The sequence below is a fragment of the Paenibacillus sp. FSL R7-0026 genome (assembly GCF_038004485.1).
In the GTDB taxonomy this organism is placed as follows: Bacteria; Bacillota; Bacilli; order Paenibacillales; family Paenibacillaceae; genus Paenibacillus; species Paenibacillus xylanexedens_A.
Genome location: NZ_JBBORG010000001.1, coordinates 3,113,314 through 3,137,484 on the forward strand (window position 1 = coordinate 3,113,314; position 24,171 = coordinate 3,137,484).

At 43.3% G+C, this 24,171-nt stretch carries 17 protein-coding genes; 13 read left to right on the top strand and 4 right to left on the bottom strand.

What is annotated here, in order from left to right; translation table 11 throughout:
• Window positions 1-106: 106 nt before the first annotated feature.
• The 4 genes from MKY44_RS14005 to MKY44_RS14020 all read left to right on the top strand — a co-directional run bounded on the left by MKY44_RS14005 (window position 107) and on the right by MKY44_RS14020 (window position 5,229).
• Window positions 107-1,615, top strand: a complete 1,509-nt coding sequence (locus tag MKY44_RS14005) for an S-layer homology domain-containing protein (RefSeq protein ID WP_341007544.1) — start codon at window positions 107-109, stop codon at window positions 1,613-1,615.
• Between the two features lie 10 nt (window positions 1,616-1,625).
• Window positions 1,626-2,330, top strand: coding sequence for an ankyrin repeat domain-containing protein (locus tag MKY44_RS14010; protein ID WP_341007545.1), 705 nt, complete (start codon window positions 1,626-1,628; stop codon window positions 2,328-2,330).
• 311 nt (window positions 2,331-2,641) lie between these two features.
• Window positions 2,642-3,355 (top strand): beta-glucanase, encoded by a 714-nt coding sequence (gene bglS / locus MKY44_RS14015; protein ID WP_341009852.1) that lies wholly within the window; start codon window positions 2,642-2,644, stop codon window positions 3,353-3,355.
• Between the two features lie 227 nt (window positions 3,356-3,582).
• Window positions 3,583-5,229 (top strand): extracellular solute-binding protein, encoded by a 1,647-nt coding sequence (locus MKY44_RS14020; RefSeq protein WP_445670688.1) that lies wholly within the window; start codon window positions 3,583-3,585, stop codon window positions 5,227-5,229.
• 156 nt (window positions 5,230-5,385) lie between these two features.
• Here MKY44_RS14020 and MKY44_RS14025 read toward each other — a convergent pair whose 3' ends face one another.
• Both MKY44_RS14025 and MKY44_RS14030 read right to left on the bottom strand, forming a co-directional pair.
• Window positions 5,386-7,026: a response regulator gene (locus tag MKY44_RS14025; RefSeq protein ID WP_017688357.1), complete on the bottom strand. Its 1,641-nt coding sequence runs from the start codon at window positions 7,024-7,026 to the stop codon at window positions 5,386-5,388.
• Between the two features lie 11 nt (window positions 7,027-7,037).
• A complete protein-coding gene (locus MKY44_RS14030) occupies window positions 7,038-8,747 on the bottom strand; it encodes a sensor histidine kinase (protein WP_341007547.1) in 1,710 nt (569 codons plus the stop codon).
• Window positions 8,748-8,893: 146 nt separating this feature from the next.
• On the opposite strand from MKY44_RS14030, the gene MKY44_RS14035 reads away from it, so the two are divergent.
• From MKY44_RS14035 to MKY44_RS14045, 3 genes are read left to right on the top strand one after another with little or no spacing between them, the layout of a single operon-like run.
• On the top strand, window positions 8,894-9,844 hold the full coding sequence (locus MKY44_RS14035; protein WP_017688355.1) for an ABC transporter permease: 951 nt from the start codon (window positions 8,894-8,896) through the stop codon (window positions 9,842-9,844).
• Between the two features lie 15 nt (window positions 9,845-9,859).
• Entirely contained in the window at window positions 9,860-10,738 is an 879-nt protein-coding gene (locus MKY44_RS14040; protein WP_076210648.1) for a carbohydrate ABC transporter permease, read from the top strand.
• A 43-nt stretch (window positions 10,739-10,781) separates the two neighbouring features.
• On the top strand, window positions 10,782-15,239 hold the full coding sequence (locus MKY44_RS14045) for a carbohydrate binding domain-containing protein (protein WP_341007548.1): 4,458 nt from the start codon (window positions 10,782-10,784) through the stop codon (window positions 15,237-15,239).
• Window positions 15,240-15,363: 124 nt separating this feature from the next.
• Here the strand turns inward: MKY44_RS14045 and MKY44_RS14050 are convergent, their stop codons facing one another.
• Window positions 15,364-16,215: an aldo/keto reductase gene (locus MKY44_RS14050; RefSeq protein WP_341007549.1), complete on the bottom strand. Its 852-nt coding sequence runs from the start codon at window positions 16,213-16,215 to the stop codon at window positions 15,364-15,366.
• Window positions 16,216-16,784: 569 nt separating this feature from the next.
• On the opposite strand from MKY44_RS14050, the gene MKY44_RS14055 reads away from it, so the two are divergent.
• The 5 genes from MKY44_RS14055 (at window position 16,785) to MKY44_RS14075 (ending at window position 21,799) form a co-directional block, all read left to right on the top strand.
• A complete protein-coding gene (locus MKY44_RS14055; protein WP_341007550.1) occupies window positions 16,785-18,083 on the top strand; it encodes an NCS2 family permease in 1,299 nt (432 codons plus the stop codon).
• A gap of 164 nt (window positions 18,084-18,247) precedes the next feature.
• Entirely contained in the window at window positions 18,248-19,225 is a 978-nt protein-coding gene (locus tag MKY44_RS14060; RefSeq protein ID WP_341007551.1) for an alpha/beta hydrolase, read from the top strand.
• A gap of 143 nt (window positions 19,226-19,368) precedes the next feature.
• Window positions 19,369-20,133, top strand: a complete 765-nt coding sequence (locus MKY44_RS14065) for a helix-turn-helix domain-containing protein (protein WP_341007552.1) — start codon at window positions 19,369-19,371, stop codon at window positions 20,131-20,133.
• 12 nt (window positions 20,134-20,145) lie between these two features.
• Complete coding sequence (locus MKY44_RS14070) at window positions 20,146-20,790, top strand: GNAT family N-acetyltransferase (protein WP_341007553.1); 645 nt, start codon at window positions 20,146-20,148, stop codon at window positions 20,788-20,790.
• The gene (locus MKY44_RS14075; protein WP_341007554.1) at window positions 20,783-21,799 is read left to right on the top strand and encodes an alpha/beta hydrolase family protein; all 1,017 of its coding nucleotides are present in this window, start codon (window positions 20,783-20,785) and stop codon (window positions 21,797-21,799) included. The genes MKY44_RS14070 and MKY44_RS14075 overlap by 8 nt, the downstream gene beginning before the upstream one ends.
• 110 nt (window positions 21,800-21,909) lie before the next feature.
• Here the strand turns inward: MKY44_RS14075 and MKY44_RS14080 are convergent, their stop codons facing one another.
• Window positions 21,910-23,262, bottom strand: coding sequence for an MATE family efflux transporter (locus tag MKY44_RS14080; protein WP_341007555.1), 1,353 nt, complete (start codon window positions 23,260-23,262; stop codon window positions 21,910-21,912).
• A gap of 136 nt (window positions 23,263-23,398) precedes the next feature.
• Between MKY44_RS14080 and MKY44_RS14085 the strand changes: the two genes are divergently transcribed.
• Window positions 23,399-24,079, top strand: a complete 681-nt coding sequence (locus MKY44_RS14085; RefSeq protein ID WP_341007556.1) for a TetR/AcrR family transcriptional regulator C-terminal domain-containing protein — start codon at window positions 23,399-23,401, stop codon at window positions 24,077-24,079.
• The last annotated feature ends 92 nt before the right edge of the window (window positions 24,080-24,171 follow it).

Sequence of the window (24,171 nt, forward strand, 5' to 3'; positions counted from 1 at the left end):
TTAGACCCAGTTTATATTTTGTTAATAACTTTGACCTTGGGAGTTTCTTTTTGTCCTCTATTCTATAGATACAGACAACTACAACCTATAGAGGAGGAATTCAACCATGAATTCTACAACCCGCAAAATCGCTACATTTCTAACCATAACTGCATTAGGTACAGCAGTGTTCCCGCTAACTGCGAATCAAGTACATGCAGCTACATACGTTACTAACATTGCGGCAACAACCACACAGCTTAACCAACAACAGATTGAAGCTGCTATCAAGGATCTGAATAGCTTGGGGATCATGAACGGGTATGCAGATCAATCCATGGGTGAACATCGAGCAATTACCCGTGCGGAGTTAGCTTCATTGATTTTCAAAACGTTTAATTTGGACAGCAAGACAGGAGAAATCGTAGAATTGACGGACGTGAATCCGAACGCTTGGTACGCACCTTATGCATCAAAACTTGTTGAACTCGGCATCATGCAGACGAATGATGGACAATTCAATCCCCAAACTCAAGTGTCGGATGCTGAACTCGAACAGGTCGTATCCAAAGCGATGCAGCGTGATGTAAAGTCCGTTCACCATTGGATGAGCGAGTTCTACTCCGAGAACGGTACAGCAACGCGCGGCGAAACAGCAGTGCTGTTGCAAACTGCACACCAAGCTATTCCCTCGGAGCAAGCTCAAATCAAGAGCGTTAAATCTCTGAATGCCATTACGTTAATCGTCACATTCGACAAACCGTTGACAGCAGCGGATGAGGTTTTTGCCAAGGCACAAACGAACTTTGCGTTTAGTGGCGGGCTGACGTTAACTAATATGCCCCGTTTGAAAACAGGGTCAATTGCGACTTACATCGTTCCAACGTCCGTACAAGATGTTGGTGAAGTGTACAACCTGACTTACAAAGGCCAAGACGCTGGTTCCTTTGAAGGCAGTGCCACGAAAATAAACATGACAACGGCTAGTCAAGTAACGAATGATACATTCGAGATTGAAGCACTGCAAGTGAACGGTGTAGTGGATTACGGTTACATCATTTCGGCATACAGCGGTGGTCGAGGAGCTAATGCATTCGTGCTGAATGATCAAGAGCAAGCAGGAGACAAAACGTATCAGATCATCTCTTCCATGCAGGCAAGACAAGTTGTAATTACGCCAGAAGGTGGCGAGCCTATCGTTGCCAGATATGTTCCGTTCACGCAATCCACAGATGGCAAACAAGAACCGAAGTTCCGTTTGCCTGAAGGACAAACGCTGAAATCAGGTGTCACATATACGGTTACTTCGGATTGGGCGAACCTAGAAAATGCTTCATTTACGGCGAAATCGTTTGATGCACTAGTGGTTGCAAGTGCTCAAGCCGTGAGCGAAACCTCCATTGAAGTCACGCTTGACCAGGATCCTGGAGATGAATTGTTCTCTGGTCGAAGTGTAACGTTAACTTCACCTAGCGGGGATGTTCTGACGGCCACTTATAAATATTCAAGTCGAAAAGGTGCGACGGGTGTATTCGACCTAACGAATGATGGGAAGTTGACTCCGGGTACTACGTATACAATAAACCCAGTTGGGGATTGGAGTATCGCTTCTTCGGTCACCTTGACACTCGAGTAAAGGAGGCAGTATGAGTAAAACGCTGATCATCGTTGTCCTGATAAGCAGTATGTTGATCGTTCAAGGTTGCGTGCCTGAAATGAGAAACGACTCTAATGTGGAGGAAAAGGCCATGACTTCAGCAGATGAACAGCTGTTCAAAGCAGTAGAGGACAGCGATACTGAACGCATCGAACAAATGATTCAAGCAGGTGCCAATATCAATGCTCAAGATCAGAGTGGACGAACCGCTACAATGATTGCAACCTACAATAATGATCCAACATCGGCTAAAGTGTTAATTGAAGCGGGGGCAGATGTGAATATACAGGACGATATGAAAAATACTCCGTTTCTGTATGCTGGCGCTGAAGGATACTTGGATATTTTGAAGCTGACAATCGAGGCGGGAGCGGACCCAGCGATAACGAATCGATATGGAGGGACAGCACTTATTCCAGCTTCGGAGCATGGATATGTGGATGTAGTGCAAGAACTACTGACTCAAACTTCGGTGGATGTGGACCATGTGAATCAATTGGGATGGACAGCGCTACTCGAAGCGATCATTCTTAACGATGGCAATGCTCGCCAGCAGGAGACGATGCAATTACTCATTGATCACGGAGCAGACGTGAACATACCGGATCGTGATGGGGTATCACCGCTCAGTCATGCGAAGAATAAAGGCTTTAAAGAAATTGAAGACATTTTGGTACAAGCTGGTGCGAAATAAAACTCTTTTAGGTGAATAAATTAACAAACATGTTGAGATATATGTAAAAATGGTTTTCATGGAGCGCCTGATTCCTTCTATGCTGAAGGGCAGGCGCTTCATTCAAACAATCTTACGTGTATGAAACTGGCGTACTCTTTACATGACATGATTAGATACAAGAACGAAGATCTTAAAAATTGAATATCTCTGCTTTAAAGTTTACTATAGTGTACCACTATGCTTCCAGATAAAATGGAAATACAAACCATGTAAGCGCTATCTATTATTATACTGCTTGTACATGTTGGAATCATTCATGGAGGTGTATGATGAAGAGGAAGTCTTGGTATACTTTGGCGGTAACTGGTATCATCTCTTTGTTTTTTTCGGTAAGCGCTTTCGCGGGTTATGTTTTCTGGGAACCTCTAACCTATTTTAACGCAAGTACGTGGCAAAAAGCGGATGGGTATTCCAATGGGAACATGTTTAACTGTACGTGGAGGGCTAACAATGTTAATTTTACAAGTGATGGTAAGCTTAAGCTTGGTTTGACCAGCTCTGCGAATAACAAGTATGATTGTGGAGAGTACCGTTCCACGAATACGTATGGGTACGGCTTGTATGAAGTCAGTATGAAACCTGCCAAGAACACAGGTATAGTTTCGTCTTTTTTCACATACACAGGGCCCGCACATGGCACCCAATGGGATGAGATTGATATCGAATTTTTAGGAAAAGACACAACCAAAGTGCAGTTTAATTATTACACCAATGGGGTTGGTAATCATGAGAAGATTATCAATCTAGGTTTTGATGCATCCCAAGGTTTCCATACGTACGCATTTGACTGGCAGCCGGGACATATCAAATGGTATGTTGATGGGGTATTGAAGCATACGGCAACCAGCAATATTCCTAAAACACCCGGAAAAATCATGATGAACCTCTGGAATGGAACAGGAGTAGATAGCTGGCTCGGTCCTTATAACGGTGCCAATCCGCTCTATGCAGAGTACGATTGGGTCAAATATACGAGTAATTAAGCAGACTGAAGCAGCCGTTAGTGGCTGCTTTTTTCTATATTCTGGAATTGTATTTATTCAATATATGTATTCAATATCCAATATCCTAAATTAATGCAATAAATGTTGCAATATTAGTATGGGCATAAATATCAAACATTCATTATGATTAACCTGTAAGCAACATTACATAGACTGGGGGAACGAAGTTGGACACAAGTAAAAAGAGACGAGTAGGCAGTTTGGTCATGATCGGTGTATTGGCCCTATCTGCAGCCTTGAGTGGGTGTAGTAACGGGAGCGACAAGAAAACAGAATCGAGTACACCAGCGACAACGTTGGAGCTCAAAAACGGGAAGTATGATCCGCCAGTGTCCATTACGTATTTACGACCATGGGGTCCAGACGTGAAGTTTAAGCCAGGTGAGGATCAGGATAACAACGTCCATACCAAATGGGCCAAGGAGAAACTCGGAATTGAGTTGAAAAACCAGTGGATATCTCCATCCACCAATAATGCATTTGAGACAAAACTGCGTCTATCGCTTGCTTCAAATGCGGACATGCCGGACATTATTTCGTATCGCGGCGAATTCAATCTGGTGCGTGAATTGATTGAGTCCGGAAAATTTGTCGATGCGGGCGAGTTGTTTGAAAAATATGCCAGCGACACATGGAAAGCAGCCGTAAACGAAGATCCTTCCGTATGGTATCCATACATGCAAGATGGCAAAAAGATCGGTATTCCGATTCTGGACTATTCCTATAATGGTGATCCTGTCATGTGGATCCGCGAAGACTGGATGAAGAAATTCAATCTGGAAGCACCTAAAACGATAGATGATCTTGAAGTCATTATGGAAACGTTTACGAATCAAGATCCGGATGGCAATGGGAAGCAGGATACCTACGGACTCACCGTTGGCTTCAAGAACTGGCTGAACACATGGATGTCAGAAGCTGGATGGGTATTTGGTGCTTATGGTACAATGCCAAACCAATGGAATCTGACGGCAGACGGAAAACTTGAATACGGTTCCGTTACACCTGGTGCAAAACAGGCTTTGGCCAAATTACAGAGTTGGATGAGCAAAGGTTATATCCCGGAAGAAGCCGGTGTGTATGACGAGACGAAAGCAGCTGAAGAATTTACTGCTGGAAAAGCAGGTATTGTGGTAGGTCCTCACTGGATGCCATCCTGGCCGTTGGAGGATGTGAAGAAGAACAACCCTGAGGCTGAATACAAAGCCTATCCGATTCCTTCCGGTCCAAACGGTCAAGCAGGAAGACATGGTACGTCGAATGGAAATGGCGTAATTCTGATTAACAAAGACATGAAAAATCCGGAAGCCTTTTTCACCTATCAGAACTATCTCTTTGATCACTATGCAAATCCTAAAGAGGGCGATGAGTTCGAACATGGATTTGCCGAAGGGTACGATTGGGTAATGGTAGATGGGAAACCATCAACTGATGCAAGTCTTACGGGTGGTTATGCTCCAGAGAAGTACACCTTAACGTTTGATGGAGCGCGTATTCCAAATCTAAGCATGACAACACTTGCCAAGCTCGCGAGCGGTGAAGAAGCAACTACACCGTTTGAGAAGAAAATCAAATCAGGTGTACCAGTACCTATGCTTGATGCAGCCAAGATTGTTTTGGATCAAAAAGATATCGTGTTCAATCAGATGTTTACTGGAGCACCTTCAATGACAATGCAGATGAACAATGATATTTTGACGAAGATGGAGAAGGATACCTTCTCTCAAATTGTATATGGTAAAACCTCCGTGGATGCGTTCGACTCATTTGTTGAGAAGTGGAAGTCTTCAGGCGGAGATCAGATTACGAAAGAAGTTAACGAGTGGTATGATTCCGTGAAAAGCGGAAAATAGTATGACGCAGGGCTGGCTGAATTGATTCATCGCGGCCCCATAAGCACCAAAAAGGCATTGCAGGAGATGAACTCCGGCAATGCCTTTTTGTATTCGATATAGAGTAGGGGAAACCGGAGAGATTACTAGAACGTCAATTCTGGCCTGAGTACTCTCTTAAACCGGCAGATTTTCCCGATATTCTTGCGGTGTAAGATCATAAAATTTCTTGAAAACTCGAATGAAATATGCGGTATTGTTGTAACCGACAAGTTCTGCAATCTCAAACACTTTGGCGGTTGATGTTCGCAAATGATAGGCTGCTTTCTCCATTCTTAACCGGTACACATAGGCAGTAAGTGCTTCACCTGTCTCCGCCTTGTATACCTTGGACAAGTACACTGGATGCAGATGCACATGGTCAGCAATTGCAGGCAGTGATACATCACCAGCCAGATGAAGGTCAACAAAACTTTTGACGCTGCGCACAATGGTGCTGTGATTGTCTCTAAGCTCTTGTTCAGCATCATCTCGAATGTAATGAAGTGTACGCACGGACCAGTCCTGTAGCTGCTGCGCAGTGGAATAGCTGGGAGCTTGAAAGTAACGATAGGACTCTGCTGGAATCAAAGAAGAGATTTGTTTGCCATTTTTATGAATGATGTACGCAAACGCGCCCGCAATAGCAAAATACACCTCAAAAGTTGACTCAGCAATATCATGATGTTCATTGGAATGCAGCAGTTCCTCAAAAATGTGCTCGATTTTCTGTTCCACATCCTCAAAGCGACCAGCTTCGAGCAGGCTAATCAACGTTGGTGGCTGATACAGCGACCTGATCGTATGTAGAGGGTTGGCATCCGTTTCATCGGAAGCGGTGACAAACAAACCTTGCACCTGACCCATCCGTTTACGCATGGACATAACCGTTCGCTCATAGAGTTCTCCAATTTCGTGGGGAAACTTGCCCCAACTGGAGACGGAAATGGAGATTGCACCTTTCAGGTATAACTGAACATTGGTTTGAATCTGGGCAGCATACTGCTCAAGCAATGTCTGAGGCGTCTCACTCCTGCTATAACTCATCGTTGTGGAATGTTTCATGCTTACCAGAACAACAATGTAATCATGAACGTCTCGTGTGTGCCAGATATGAAAATGATTATGCATCACTTCACTTATGATATTACATATCGCATATTCCATTAGGGCCAGGTCGCCGTGCGCCATATCGGATAGATGTTTCTCCATACGGATAATCAACATGCCGAGATCTTCTCCTACGGAGTAAGGAAGCTCCAGCAGATCAAGCTTGTCTGCCAGTGTCTTCTGATCATAGACTTTTCCAGTCAGCAACTCATGCAGCATCGTGGATTGAAGCAATGGCAGATGATCCTGAAAGGCGTGTAAGGCTCTTTGATGAGATGCTGCTGTTTCCCACTTTTCTTTAATTCGATGAACAAGACGTTGCACGGATTCGATCAGATCTTCATCGCTTACAGGTTTCAGCAAGTAATCAAAGCTTTCCTGCGCAATAGCCTGTTTGGCATATTCAAAGTCGGCGTGACCTGATAACAGAATCGTCTGCACATGAGGCCACTTTTCGTGAATCGCTGTAATAAGTGCAATGCCTGACATTTCGGGCATACGTATATCCGTAATTACAATGTCAATGTCGTGATTGTCCATAATTTCCAGCGCCACTGCACCGGATAAGGCTTCATGAACTGTACCGATCCCGCAGCTTTCCCACGGAATGGTCTCTGCCAGCGTTTCCACGACGGAACGTTCATCGTCCACTAGTAATATTTGCAGCATGGGTCGTTCACCTACTTGTCTGTATTGTCGTGCCATGTGATGTTAACTTTAATCCCACCCATTGAAGAATGGTCATAGAATAGTCCAGATCCTTCACCGTACAGAAAAGACAAACGCTGATGGACATTCCATGTACCACATCCCATATTCTCATCCAGCGGTTTAAGAAGATTATCTCTCAGATGATCAAGCTGTTTCTCAGACATACCAAGCCCACTGTCCTCCACGATAATCGTGTACACCTCATCCTCGCAGTCCGCATAGATTTTAATCTCACCATCTACCGATTTGGGCTCCAGACCATGAATAATAGCGTTCTCAATAATAGGCTGGAGGGTTAGTCTGGGAACTGTTTTATCTAAAATATCATGGGGCACGTCGATTGTAAAATGCATTCGTTCCAGACGAAGTGACTGGATTTCCAAATAATTTTTGACCATCGTCAGCTCTTCACGAAGCGTGGCTTGATCCTTTTCGGACCTGGTTATGTATCGGTAATACTCTCCCAGATTCAGTGCCATGGCTACCACGGCCTTTTCATTTTTCATTCGGGCCATGTTCTTGATATAGAAAAGGCAGTTATATAGAAAATGCGGATTAATCTGCGACTGCAACTGTTTGAGCGTGGCTTCCCGACTTCGTAATTTCTCCTCATATACATTCTCGATTAATTCCTGAATTCGTTGAGCCATGATGTTGAAACGTGCAAATAACAAGCTGAACTCATTGCGTGCAGAATGATGAAGCCGAACGGAAAAGTCCCCGGTGGACAAGCGATTCGTCCCTTTCACCAACTGTAAGAGTGGAAGCTGCACACTTCGGTAGAGTGTATATAATACAACAACGCTCATCACGATCAGAACGGCAATTGAAGCGTAGAAGAGATTTCGGCTGCTCGTAATCGGTTTCAAAATTTGCTGCATAGGCACATAGTCAACATAATACCAGCCGAGGCTCTTGGATTGAATGTAGGAGACATAATATTCCGTTTTGTTCAACGTTGTACTGAATCCACCGCTGGCCTGCAGTTTTGCTTCTTTCAGGGAAGGCAGGATTGCGTTCAAGGTTTCCTTTCCAGAACTATTGCTGATCAATCCATAATCGGGATGGAACATGAACGGGTCACCTTTATTATTTAACTTGTTTTGATTAAGAAGTGCAGTTAAGTGATGAACTGGAAAACTGATTTGGGTAATCAATCTGGCTTTGTCAGGTCTCGCCATCGCTGTCGTTGGATCGGTAGTGTACCAGATAAACTGATTGTCGGCATAGGTCCAGGATTGCGAGAGAGGCTCCTTAAATTCATCATCCCTGTACGGAATGTAAGCATAATAATCCGTTGATATCACTTTTTGCATCCTTGGGAAGTATAGTGTGATGGTCGAATGCCATTTGCTTGCTGCGTTGTACAGATTCATCTTTTCCAGAATGGCGCTTCCAACTTTCACACGTTCATAGGGAATATCCTTGTAGTCGGGACGTTGATATTCCTGAATACTCGAATCTTGACCAATAGACATCCCATACAATGACAGTTGGTAAATATTGGATTCTACTGAGTCAGCAAATGTCGAGAGATGATTCATCGTATTGTTTTGAATCTCGTGTTCGATAACACGCACGCTTTCCCGGTTCGAGTATGTATAGAGAAACAGCACCAGAATAAGCAGCATCACAAACAACAGTGTAATTTTGGTAAAGACATTCAAGCGTGTGAACAAAGTCCAACCTCCTTAATCTTATTAAAATATTGATATCGTTGTTGCAATATTAGGATATAGATCACAAATTTCCATTGCTATAATTTTAATATACAAGTTCACGATGACTTGTAAAATACAAAATTTAGAACATGGGGGATGCAGGAGTGAAGGAACATACGTTAGAAACGCCGCATAAACGGCGCTCCACCAGGGTTAAACAGCGCTGGAATATGCAACGGAACTGGACCTTGCATATGATGCTCATTCCAGCTGTATTGCTGGCACTGGTGTTTCAGTACATACCGATGGGCGGCATTGTAATTGCTTTTCAGGATTTCAAGCCATACTTGGGATTTTCTGAATCCAAATGGGTGGGTTGGGACAATTTCCGATATTTATTCTTATATCCGGACGTAGGTCAGGTGATCTGGAATACGCTGGTCATTGCATTTTTCAAAATCATCGCAGGACTGTTCGCTCCATTCCTGTTTGCCATTTTGCTCAATGAAGTGCGCTTGACGGCATTCAAGAGAGTAAGTCAAACGCTTGTGTATCTACCGCATTTCCTATCATGGGTTATTCTCGGTGGTATTCTGCTCGATATCCTGTCTCCTCAGGGCGGCATGGTCAACCAGCTTGTCGTAGCCTTTGGAGGAGAACCGATCTTCTTCCTGGGAGACGGTACATGGTTCCGAATAACGCTGATCCTCAGTGATGTGTGGAAAGAATTTGGTTTTGGTACGATCGTATTTCTGGCTTCTCTCTCAGGAATTAATCCTGCACTCTACGAGGCTGCCGAGGTGGATGGGGCCAACCGATTTAAACAGACGCTGCACATTACGATTCCGGCATTAATGCCGATTACAATCGTACTGATGACACTCTCTATCGGCAATATCCTGAACGCCGGTTTTGATCAGGTGTTCAACTTGTACAATCCACTAGTGTATGACAAAGGCGACATCATTGACACCTTTGTATATCGACTCGGGATTCTGAACGGGAAGATGAGTTTTGCCACAGCAGTAGGGTTGTTCAAATCTGTGGTTGCTACCATTTTGATTGTTATATCTTACAGAATGGCTTACAAACTAGCTAATTATCGAGTTTTCTAGAGAGGAGAAAAGGGCTTGTATTATAAAACAAAAGGATACCGCATATTCAGCATCGCTAACTATACTTTTCTTGGGATATTATCGATACTCTGCATTTTACCAATTATTCATATACTAGCTGTTTCATTCAGCAGTATGGCGCCAGCATCATCAAACCTGGTTACCTTCTGGCCCATCGGGTTCACAACCGACGCATATGTGAAAACATTCGGTAATTCAAACTTCATCAACTCCTTGATCGTATCACTTAAACGGACTGTAATTGCGACGATCATTGGTATGGTCATCATGCTCATAACCGCATTTCCGTTGTCAAAGGAAGATATCAGTTTTAAAGGTCGCTCCTTATATACGTGGTTTTTCGTATTTACCATTTTGTTCAGCGGCGGTTTGATTCCAAGTTACATTCTGATTCAGAAGCTTGGCCTGATGAATACAATCTGGGCACTTATTCTGCCTGGCGCACTGTCCGTGTGGAACGTTATTCTCATGATGAATTTCTTCCGCGGTCTGCCCAAAGAACTTGAAGAAGCAGCCTATTTGGATGGAGCAGGTCATATCAAAACGTTGATCCTGGTCTACGTACCACTGTCGCTTCCAGCGATCGCAACCTTGTCCTTATTTACGATGGTGTATCAGTGGAACTCCTGGTTCGACGGCATGATCTATATGTCTGATATTAAAAATTATCCACTTGCTTCTCTATTACAGACCATTATCGTTCAGCAAGATCTCAGCAAAATCAACGTCGATCCTTCCATGTTGGAGAATATCTCGCAGCGAACCGTACGCGCAGCACAGATCTTTATCGGCGCGCTTCCGATCCTGATGGTATACCCGTTTTTACAACGTTTCTTCGTTAAGGGGATCGTTATTGGAGCAGTTAAGGAATAGGCTATGCAAATGCAAGGATAACTAAGCTGAGGGAGGAAGAAGGATGAGAAAAGGACTGGCATGTATGGTGGCATGGAGTTTAATGGCTTCTCTCGTTTATCCAGCAACTGCTGGAGCAGAAAGTGTACAGGGTCAAGCGGAGGTGGGAAATGTGCAGGCGAAAAGCCTGCACTTCTCTGTTCCCTATACAGACCTGACCGGGCATTGGTCACAATCTGCAGTTACACGCATGCAAGACTTGAATTTATTGAAAGGTTATACGGACGGTACATTCAAGCCCAGTCAGGTCATTAGCCGAGCTGAATTCGTGATGATTCTGGATCGAGCCTTTGGTTTCACCGGTAATGCGGCGACTGGCTCATATGCAGATGTGACTTCAGACGATTGGTACTATGACGTCATGGTACGAGCGAATGGTTCTGGCATCATCGAAGGGACAGACCGTGAACATCTGTCACCGCAACAACCGATTACACGCCAAGATGCAGCGGTTATGGTTGATCGAGCTTTTCAACTTTCAGTTGCTACAAATGAAGATAGTGAAGGATTGAAATTTGAGGATGCAGATGATATTTCCAATTATGCAAAGAAAGCGCTTACCTATCTGGTGAACGAAAATATTCTAAAAGGCTTCCAAGGCAAATTAAATCCCAAATCCCCGATTACACGAGCAGAGACGGCAGCAATGTTGTCGGCGATGATTGCTGATGTAAAAAGTGCTCCTGGTATATATGAGTCCCGGGTAGATGGCAACTTGATTATTAAATCAACGGATATCACGCTGAAAAATACAGTTGTCAATGGAAATCTGCTGCTGGCAGAAGGCATTGGCGAGGGTTCTGTTGTGCTTCAGGGCGTAACGGTTACAGGAAGTGTCATCATTAAAGGTGGAGGCAGTCATTCCATCAACATTAGCAACTCCAAGCTGAATCGAGTAGTCGTTGACAAACGTGGGGAACCCGTCAGAGTTGCCATTACGGAAGAAAGTAACATTCAGGAGATGCATGTAAAGCAGAAATCCATTCTGGAGATCTCTTCAAACAGCCTGATTGATTCCATGAATATTCATGCAGAAGCGAGTCAGACTCGAATGGATACCAAAGGTAAGATCCAAAAATTGAGTGTAGACGCCATTGATGTTGTGATCAACGGAGAGAAAGCAAAACAAGGATTACGCACATCCATGGTGGGTGAGGCTCAACAACCTGCTTCAGCGCAGCCTGGTGGTTCAACAGATGTGACAAGCACACCTACACCATCTTCTCCAGACGGGCAATCACCGTCTACACCATCAACACCAAGCAATCCGTCGGGCGAAAAACCGGTCCCAGCAACAACGATTCCGCATGATCAATGGGAGCTGGTCTGGAATGATGAGTTTAACGGGCCTGGGATTGATTCTTCCAAATGGACCGTACAGGATACAGGACTCGTTTATAACAATGAAATGCAATATTACAGCCCGGATAACACTCGCATTACGAAAGATCAGAATCGAAGCGTGTTGCAGATTGAAGCAAAAAAGGGGCCGAAAAACGGTAAAGATTACAGCTCTGGCAAACTGATCTCCATGGGAAAAGGCGACTGGACCTACGGTAAAGTAGTTGTACGTGCAAAGCTTCCGATTGAAAAAGGCATGTGGCCTGCCATATGGATGATGCCAACAGATGAAGCACATTATGGTGGATGGCCTGCCTCTGGAGAAATCGATATTATGGAGTTAATTGGTGGCAAAGAGAGTAATAACAAGGTATATAGCACATTGCATTATGACAGTGTGAAGCCTGACGGCTCCCATGGACATGATCAGGGAAGCCTTACTCTTCCGAAGGGAGAAACTTTTGCTGACGATTATCATGATTTCCAGGTGGAATGGTTGCCGGGTATGATTCGTTTCTATGTGGATGGAAAGCTGCATCATGAAGTGACTAACTGGCAAACGAAGGCCGCGGGCCAACCCGAGTATTATACGTTCCCTGCACCATTTGATCGTCCATTCTATCTGATTCTGAATCTGGCAGTTGGAGGAGACTGGCCGGGGGCACCTGAAAGCAACTTCACTTCCGAAAAGATGAATGTTGATTTTGTGCGAGTATATTCTTACAAAAATCTAGACACATGGCCTGATGTAACAACAAATCCCATCGAGCCTGCGCAACAGCGGGAACTACAAGCCGATGGCAATCAAATCTACAATGATCGTTTTGCGGAAGGGTCTGAAGACAATGGAGTGCCTCTTCAGTGGAAATTCATCACAAATGCTGATGGAGCTGGCAGTGTCAAAGTTGTAACGGATGAGCAGAAAGGGAAAGCAGCAGAAGTTACCATTGATGCATCGGGTACTGAAAACTACTCGGTTCAACTCACTCAGATGCCGATGTACATCAAGAAAAACAAAAAGTACAAGATACAATTTGATGCGAAAGCATCTGCTAACCGTACAATCATGTCCAAACTGAACCAATTTGAAAAAAGTTGGACCAATTATTCGGGTGATAACACCTTTGCACTCACGACAGATTGGCAATCATATGACTATACCTTCAATATGCGGGATGGCACGGATAACAATGCCAGATTCGAATTTAATCTGGGGCTGGATGATACAACCGTTTGGCTGGCCAATGTTAGACTGATCGAGGTGGGTGAGGCTGATCCGTTAACTGTCGAACGAAACGCGCTACCTGATGGCAACTTTATTTACAATGGCACATTCGATCAAGGCAAGGAGCGTCTGGGATTCTGGTCAAGCCGCATTCAGGACAGTGCGGCAGCCAATATTAGTGTAAATAACTTTTCGAAATTCCCGATTATGGAGCGTCAACTGGTTGTTGATGTTACTCAAACGAATGGTGACCCACAGCAAGTTTCGGTAAACCAACCGGAGCTGAAGCTGGAAGCGAATACAACGTATGGTTTCTCCTTAGATGCCAAGGCAGACACACCGCGAAGCATCGACATTGATGTTGTCAGCAGTAATGGGCATACGGTACAGGTTCATCAAGGACAAAACCTCTCCTTGAACCAAGAAATGAAAACATTCACCGGAGAAATCATCATTGGAGATGGAGCATCAATCGCACAATCCGAGCTAAGACTGTTATTTGGCGGTTCTGAAGGTAAGGTATATGTGGACAATGTTCGTCTGACGAAACGCGGAAAACCTCTGTCAGTGAATGGCTACGCACATGTACCTGCAACCGAAGCCTGGATGATGCAGGGCTTACAACTGGAGGACTCCGTAGAAGGAGGAAAACATGTCAGTTACATGGATCAGGGAGATCTGCTGCAATATAAAATCGATGTAGCTCACGACGGAGTATATGTTCTGTCTGCCCGAATGGCCAGTGGAAAAAGTGATTCCAAGGTTCAGTTCAGCATCCAGGATGAACAAGGTACAACCGTTGCACAATCAGACCTGAGTCTCGGAGACACGGGTGGATGGCAAGCTTATAAAACGGTGTATTTTCCAGGGGTCAACTTGACAGCAGGCAAATCCTATTATGTGAATTTTGAAGGAGCAGATTATAATACACGTTGGGTGGATATTTCACAAAACAAAATTCAGAACAGTGAGCTAACAGCTGACCTGAATCATTGGGAGCTAATTCCTAATCATCTGACAGCCTCACATGAAGAGGGCGAAGGATTAACGATTAATTTGCCTGGTACAAGTGAACAGTGGTGGGATGCTTTGTTGCAACAAGATGAGATCAAACTTGATGCAAACAAAACGTATCGACTTACCTTCGAGGCATCTGCTTCAAGTCCTAAATCCATGCAAGCGGTTCTTTCTCAGAATGCAGGGGATTTTGTGAAGTATTTTGAAGAAGAAGTGGAATTAACCGCGGATCAAAAGTCGTATAGTTATACCTTCACCATGGGAGATACCTCGGATTCGGCAGCTATGCTTGCATTTGGATTAGGATATCCGCTATCTACAGGTGAACACTCGATTCACATCAATAACGTCCAGTTATATGAAGTTAATCCGAATGCAGATCAAGGAGGTCAGCCAGCTCATGTAAACCTTATTCCCAATGGAGACTTCTCCAAAGGTAAGGACGGCTGGTTTACCCATGCGGACGGTAATGCAGCGGACCTTGAGATGCAAGTTAACAATCAACAGCTTCAAGCCAAGATTGGTCATGCAGGGCAGCATCCATGGGATCGTCAAGTCATCAATGAAGGATTTGGCATACAGCAAGGTTTTAAATATAAATTGACGTTTAAAGCCAAAGCAAAGACGTCCAGGAAATTGGGTTTGGGGATTGGATGGGTTGATGCAGCTGCCAACTATGAATGGCATGGTTTCTTTGGGGCACGAGTTGATTTGACTCCAGAAGAACAGGAGTTCACGTTTACTTTTGATGCAACAGAAGACAGCTATGGGAATACTCGAATTTCATTTGATCTGGGTAACATTGATGGTGTGCAAGATGGCAACACAACCGTCTCATTATCCGAGGTCAGCTTGATTAATCTGGGTACTGCCAATTAACTTCTGAATTCTCTATATTATTGAGGTTACAATAAATGAAGAATCCGATTCCGTGATGCCGGAATCGGATTTTTTGATCTCTCCGTGAAGAGAAGGAATAGATAGTTAAATTGGATAGATAGGCTTAAATATCTAGTTTGCGATTACTGATCCATTTCACCATTTCAGGATCATTATGGGAGAAGAATAGGCTCTGTTTGGTATCTAGTGCAGTAATCGACTCAATATCTGCTTGGCTTAATTCAAAATCAAAAATATTGAAATTCTCAATAATTCTTTCTTTACGCACCGATTTTGGAATTACAACGACTTCACGTTGTGTTAACCAACGCAAAACCACTTGAGCAACCGATTTGTTGTACTTTTCACCTATAGATACCAATACCTCATTTTGGAACAAGTCATTTTTTCCTTCAGCAAATGGTGCCCAAGATTCGATCTGAACATTATTTTCTTTCATGAATTGTCCAGTTAAAATCTGCTGGTTGAAGGGATGAGTTTCGACCTGGTTTACAGCAGGGGTTACTTCGTTTTGCAGAATCAAATCCATCAGACGATCCGGTTGGAAGTTACTCACTCCGATTGAACGTACTTTTCCTTCACGGTACAACTCTTCCATAGCACGCCAAGAGCCATGTACATCTCCAAAAGGTTGATGAATTAAATATAAATCCAAATAGTCCAATTGCAATCGTTCCAAAGATTTTTCAAATGCTTGTTTGGTACGTTCATAACCCGTATCCTGAACCCAAAGTTTCGTCGTGACAAATAATTCTTCTCTGGCCACGCCACTACGTTTGATCGCTCTGCCCACAGCTTCCTCGTTTAGATAAGAGGCAGCAGTATCAATGAGACGATACCCAGCCGATATGGCATCCATAACACTTTGTTCACATTCGTTTGCATCTGCAATCTGAAACACACCAAAGCCGAGAATAGGCATCTCAACACCATTATTTAAAATTACTTTGTTCATATATTAACCTCCAGTTGTGGCATGTCTATATTATTGCATTCCTGCTCTAAAAACCGATATCTAATTTGTCTTATATGCTTGCCTAATTCTCTTATTACCTATGCATGCAGAATAAAGTTGTCCAGGAATGACAGCATCCCCATGGCAAAATCAAATCGCTAAAAGAATTATCCAGCGAATATGAAGAGAAACCTACTACGAATTAAGCAAGAGACTGTCAGTAAACATTGCTGGCAGTCTTTCTTCATATATTGCAGACATTGAGCGATACGTACTTACTCTATTCTAAAAACGAATGAATACAAGATATAATGTCTGAATAGTTCGTAAATAACTGTGAACAAATCGTTAATTCATTGACATTGCATGTGATTTTAATTAGAATACGAAATGGACTTCAGGTTGAAAACAGATATGAGTATCTTTATGTTTAGTTTAGAGCTTAGCTGTTGAATCTTTAAATCCTAACAACGAATATAGGAGCGACAATATTACAATCCTATATGAAGATTAGGATTTTTTGTTTTTAGCTTAGGAGTATAATTTGAAAGTTGGAGGCTGGCTTTACCATGGACAAATGGTTCAAACTTAAAGAACGAGGCACGACCATCCCCACAGAAATTATCGCAGGGGTTACAACATTTTTCACAATGGTATACATAGTTATCGTAAACCCAGGAATACTCAGCAGCACAGGCATGGACTTTAACGGAGTATTCATAGCAACGGTACTGGCAAGTATTGTGGGAACTCTGATTATGGGGCTATGGTCCAATTATCCAATCGTCATCGCACCGGGTATGGGTCTGAATGCATTCTTTGCCTATAGTGTAGTTGCCGGATATGGCGTGACTTGGCAGGTTGCACTGGGAGCTGTATTTATAGCAGGGATTTTGTTTATTATTTTATCGCTTACTTCATTCCGTTACATGTTGCTTGATGCAATTCCCGTAAGTTTAAAACATGCAATAACAGCAGGGATCGGATTGTTTATTACAACGGTAGGTTTGCAAAATGCCGGAATTATTGCCGATTCAGAATCGAATTTGATTACGATCGGGAACTTGGCTGAGCCAATGGCTTATCTGACCATTATCGGATTGATTATTACCGTTGTGCTGATGGCTTATAATGTGAAAGGTTACCTGTTCATCGGAATGGTGGTAACAGCGATACTTGCCTGGATCATGGGACTATTCCAAATGCCGGAATCGATTGTATCCATGCCACAAGGCCTCGCTTCAACGGCTTTGCAACTGGATCTGGCAGGGGTATTCTCGAATGGCTTATATACAATCATATTTACCTTCTTGTTGATCACGCTGTTTGATACGACGGGCACGATGCTCGGCGTTGCTGAACAAGCAGGATTGCTGAAGGAAGGTAAATTTCCACGCTCGCGTGGCGCATTATTGGCAGATGCCGTAGGAACAACCAGCGGTGCTTTGCTCGGAACAAGTCCAACATCGGCTTACATCGAATCCAGCACAGGGGTAGCTGCAGGGGGAAGAACGGGACTGACAGCTGTAACGGTAAGTGTGCTGCTTGCGCTGACCTTGTTCTTCACACCGATCGTAAGTGTAATATCAAGCATTCCAGCGATTACTTCTCCGGCACTGATTATTGTTGGATACTTTATGATTAACGTTATCAGCAAAATCAAATGGGATGATCTCGAAGAAGCATTTCCTGCTTTCCTGATTATCATCCTTACTCCATTGACGCATAGTATTGCGACAGGCATCGGCGTAGGTTTCATCTTCTATCCGGTACTTAAGCTGCTTCGCGGAAAAGGTAAAGATGTTCATCCAATCTTCTACATTTTTGCGGTATTGTTCTTCATTCAGCTTGTGTTCCTGGACCACTAAAACTGTCTTATCCTATGGAGAACTGCTTTCAACAAGCAGCTCTCTTTTTTTTGTAGTTCATACTCCGTTCATATTCCCGTCACGAAGGGGACATCTTCCATGGTTACACTATACCTATGTCGCAAGAGCGGCTCTACAGATATAAAGGACAGGAGAAGATGGATATGGCAGAAGCAGTGGATGTAACAACAACGGGGACTAAGGGCCGTAAAAAACGGTACTTATGGTTGAAAATAATAGGTGGTATTGTCGGCGCGCTGGTGCTGTTCATGGGCATCACGTTTGTCGTTCATACGATAAGTAATGGGGCAGAGAAAAAGAAAATTGAATCGTACGGCCAATATGTCAATGTTGATGGGAAAAATATGAATGTATCCATTCAAGGTAGCGGCGAACAAACCATCGTGCTACTTCCCGGACAAGGAACACCGTCACCAGTACTTGATTTCAAATTGTTAATCGATGAATTAACTTCTGATTACAAAGTTGTGGCGATTGAGCCTTTCGGTTATGGGTTAAGTGACCAAACCGAAACGGAGAGAACCACCGAGAATATTGTTAGTGAAATTCATGAAGCTGTACAGCAGCTCGGTATAGATCGTTATATTCTGATGGGGCATTCCATCACGGGACTGTACGCGGCGACTTATGTGAACACGTATCCGGATGAAGTCTCTGCTTTTGTCGGGATCGATAGCAGTGTTCCGAATCAACCTGGCATGGATGTTAAATTACCTTTGAACTTAATGAAATTCCTTCAAAAATCAGGCTTAATGAGAGTACTCAATAAAGTGAGTGGTGATTCATATGCATCACTTGCCTATGATGAACATACCAAAGAACAGATGAAGTTGATTTCGAATCAAGTCTCGACAAATCCGACATTAGTAGATGAGCTTAAACATCTGGGTTCCAATTTCAAAAATGGAGAAAAACTCACGTATCCTCGTGATCTGCCGATGCTGCTCTTCGTTCAATCCAATAACGAGCAAAATCCTCAGTGGATTCCGTTACATGAGGAGCAAGTGAAACAATCCGCACAGGGAAAAATGATTCCGATGGAAGGTTCACATTACCTGCATCATACGAAATACAAAGAAATCGCCGAGGAATTCAAATCTTACATGAAACAAATTCAATAGCATGATTGATTAATAAACTGCGGTACCGAATCTGGTGCCGTGGTTTTTTTTGTTATCAGGAGAGACTAAAATATAGACTTGACCTTAGGTCAGACCTAAGGTTTATGCTAGTAATATGAAAAACAGCAAAGGTGGTGAATTGGTTGAGTGATGAAATTACGATTAGCGAGCTGGCAAAGCTGATGAAAGTCTCTGTACATCAAATTCGATACTTCGAAGAAAAAGGGGTGTTGAACCCTGCTTATATAGCAGAAAACCAATACAGGATGTATGGGGTAGATGAAATTTACCGTCTATCTCATATACTGTTGCTTCGCAAAATGGGACTATCTGTTCAAATGATCAAGGAATGTTTGAGTAATCTGACATCCGATCAAATTACAGTATTATTTCGCCAAGCGTTGGCAGACACGGAAGCAGCTATCACTCAGCTTCAGCACACAAAGCACCTTATCAGCAAGTTGTTGCATGAGAAAAAGCATATCCCACTTGAGGATCAAGTGACTTATTATATTGTTACTCGTGAGGAGATTCACTTATCCCTGTGGTTTCATATGGAAGCGCAAGGGTACTTGCAAGCAAGGCAACTGACCCAACATAAAGAAAACATTCCCAATTTATTTGAAGCCGACATCCATTATGCGTACGATGAGACGGAAACCGTAGGAATTTATACACAAAAGGAGGGAGCGAACGATTTGGTTTTGCCTAGAGGAAAATACCTTTCTCGTCATGTATATGTACAAATTGAAGCTGAACTCAAAGAACATATCAACGAATTTTATGCTTATGCAGAACACCAGGGCTATCCGTATCACGGTCCACTTATTATGGTAGAGAAATCTTATTTATCTTTATTCACACCAGAAAAGCTTCATTATGAGCTATTGTTACAAATGATCGAGTAGGGGAGGCACACAGTGACAACTTCCATTCAGATAGAACCCGTTTGTCCACAGTTTCATCAAGCTGTTGCTGAACTCATGGCTTATGGTTTTGGACACAAATTTCAAAAGATCACTTCATTGTCCACTTATGATCTGGCTTACGTATTCGAACAGTTGCTCAATCATCCGCCCATGGAACAAAGTACTCTTCGAGTCATTGCTCGTGAAAATGAGGAGATTGTTGGCACCATGTGCTTGAAATGGCAGGAAGCAGATAACAGAGCAGCAATAACAAGCGTTCGTGCCAATCCTCATTGGTGGAGCCAGTGCAATAGAGTTGGCATGTGGAAACTGCTTCAGTTAATAACTGGTCTACATCTGCTGAAGCATACTCCTACATTAGGCGAATGTTATGTGGAAGATCTGGTTGTACATCCACAGCACCAAGGCAAGGGAATTGGTACGCAGTTGCTTCAATGGGCACAGAAATATATGTTGCAATCCAAATCAATGTCATTTCTTAGCTTGCATGTGGCAAGTCAGAATTATCAAGCGATACAGTTATATGAACGCTATCAATTTCGCAAGCAGTATAGCACAAACAGTTTTCTGACCGGCCTACTATTAGGCGAAAAGCAATGGCATTACATGATTTACAAAGGAGATTCTTATGTTTAAATGGAGAAAACAATACATCTCAGTTATTATGGCAATCTTATTGATGGTTGGTGCAGGACTGTACATAGTCGATCAAAATCATTTTGACATGGTGGAACAATCCATTGAAATTCAATCTCCACAGGGCAAGTTAACAGGTACACTGACTGTACCCAAACACCATTCAGGCAAGCTAGGTTTAGTACTGTTTATTCACGGTGACGGTCCGATAGACTCTACTCATGGTGAGGGATACAAACCGTTGTGGGAGCGACTGGCATCGATCGGGTATGCATCCTTGTCGCTAGATAAACGGGGAATCGGGGGTTCAGAGGGAAACTGGCTAGATCAAAGCATGGATGATCGTGTTGTGGAGGCACAGCAAGCTATTGCATGGGCGAAAGAACAATCCATCATTGATGATTCCAAAATAGGCGTATGGGGTGCCAGCCAAGCAGGCTGGGTCATTCCTAAGCTTGCTGGCAAAGAACAACTTGCCTTCAGTATCTTGGTATCACCCGCGATAAACTGGTTGGAACAGGGAGAATACAACACACGCAGCCAAATGGCGAAAGATAGTTATTCCACGGAGGAGATTCAAAATCAGGTCGATTATGAAAACCAGATTAAAGAGATTTTAAAGAAACATGGCACATATGAAGAGTACACCAAGATTGCTCGAGAGGATGATCTGATTTCCAAAGAACGCTGGAACTTCATAAAGAAAAATTTTGCTTCAGATGCCACGGCGGATTTACATCATTTCAAAACCCCTGTACTACTTCTGCTTGGAGAAGATGATGTGAATGTGGACATTGTTGATACAGAGCAAGCATACCGTAAAGGAATTCAGCCATCTTCCTTGCTTCATGTGAAAATCTTCTCTAATACAGAACATTCGATGTTACCAACCTCTATTGCAGGCTCGGAATGGAAACAATCACTACGATTTCTGTTTGCTCCGAGAAGTATTACAGTGGATGGGTATATGGATGAAATAGAACATATGTTGACCAAGCTCTCCTTATAACAGTTACAGTTATAGTTTCCTAGTATCGTTAGATAGATAATTGTCATTTCGAAATGAAAGAGCAGGGTCAGGGAGCGCCCTTATCCTGCCTTTTGCGTGTTATACGTTAACTACTGTGCCAAATGTTCCAGATCCGGCTGCAATTTGGTCCGCAAAACATATAACATGATGGCCCCAACTAGGAACGCCACGGCATCCGCAATAACGAGTGACCAGATCACTCCATGAAAGCCATTCATTTGATTAGCGATATACAATACAGGAATTAACGTAACTCCTTGAATGATGGACATAACAAACGCGGCGGTTCCTTGGGCTGTTGCTTGGAAAATCCCCATAAACAAAGAAGTCATTCCTGTAATGAACAAGGATAAAAAGGTTACATGAAGAATGTAGCTACCCATTTCAATTAATTGCGGGTCAGTCGTAAATAAACCAATCAAGTGGTCGGAAATCAGATAGACGACAACCCCAAACAGGATGGCTAACCCCAAAATAGATTTGATCGTGAATCCAATCGTTTGTTTCATGCGTAATTTGTTCGCTGTGAATGAGAAGGCAATCAACGGCACAACTCCCTCGCACAAACCCATCAGAATAAACTCAGGAAATTGCAATAAACGTGATGAGATTCCATACCCAGCAACGGCCTGATCCCCATATTCGACAAGAAAAAGGTTAAGAATAAGCGACATTGCACCCAAGAAGACACTCATCACAAAGACGGGAACACCGATTTTGAACACATTACTCAGGATGTCCTTCGTCACCTTGAACCATTTCAGGGAGACGGTTAAGAATTGACTCTTATAACTCATATGGAATGCGTAAAATGCACTCGCAACCAAGTTGGAGATGACGGTAGCAGATGCAACGCCAATCACGCCCCAATGGAAGACAAAAATGAATAGTGCATCGAGGATAATATTTATAACAACACTGAGAATCATACCGGTCATAGAAGTCATTGCTGAACCTTCTGAGCGCACGATATTCTCCAGGGTGAAGAATAAGATGACGAAGGGTGAACCCATAAGCATAATCGTGACATACTCTTTCGTAAATCCGAAGGACTCTGGCGTTGCTCCCAGCCCATGAACGATTGGTTCGATCAAAGGAAGGCCAACAGCTATTACAATAAGTCCAAGAACTAAACTACTGTAAAAGGCGAATGAAGATACATGCTTCAATTCATCGACTTTTTTCTCTCCCAGCAAACGGGAGATGAATGTACCGCTGCCTATACCAATTAAATTACCAAGGGCCATGATGACCGCGAATAAAGGTAAAGTTAATGCGAGTGCGGTTAACATTGCCGTATTACCCAGTGTGCCAAGGAAATAGGCATTCAAGATGGAGTAAATAACACTCATTGACGTGCCTAGCATCATCGGGACAGCAAAGTGAGCTACAGCTTTGGCGATTGGTGCTTTTTCAAAGTAATGGAGGTTTTCTGCATCCATGTGGATCACTACTTTCTTCGTTAATATTGATCTAATCTAACACCGTTAGATTGAACCTTACAGTGTTAGATGTTATCATGAACTTATGAACCTGTAAAGCATAAACTTACACTGTTAGATTAAAGGGCGGATACCGATGAAAAAACAACAGCCTCAGATTTCGGAAGATAAGATTTTGGAAATTTCGTGGGAGCTTCTCGGGGAAGAGGGCATCGAGAAATTCAGCATGAGACGCTTGGCAGACAAGTTGGGGATTCAGGCTCCATCGCTATACTGGTACTTCAAGAGCAAACAGACGCTCTACCAGCGTCTGGCCAACCAGATATCGAAAATAATTCTGGACGAGTTTCACACTGAAGGGGACTGGAAGGAGCAGATGGCGGGGCTTGCGGTGACGGTAAGGAGTGTGCTCAGCCGATATCCCTGCTCCACACAGCTCATGATGATGACGCTACCTCATGAGCCGGATATGATCCGGTTCACCAACCGTATGTTGCTCTGCATGGAATCAACGCCATTAGAGCAAGAACAGAAATTACAGGCGGTTCTTACACTTGTAAACTATGTATTCTATTTTGTTCTGGACGATTATCAGCATCAGCGCAATATATCTGCTGTTCTTAAGGACCAGGAAGCACTTCAGGGTGAAGAGATGATCCACCTTCTGGATTCTATGAGTGAGAAGGAAGCTGGACTTTTCAGCAGGATGTACAAGAATGGTCTGTTTGAGGTGATGGGAACCGACGGAGCTTTCGAGTTCGGCTTGAAACTTATTTTGCTCGGGATCGAACAAGTCATAAAGGAACAAGAGAAGTAGAACGCCACGATCTGAGTAGATTAAACTCAACGATGTAGGAGAAATATTAGTTCTATATAGAACTAATGTTTTAAAACAAGAAACCCACCGAG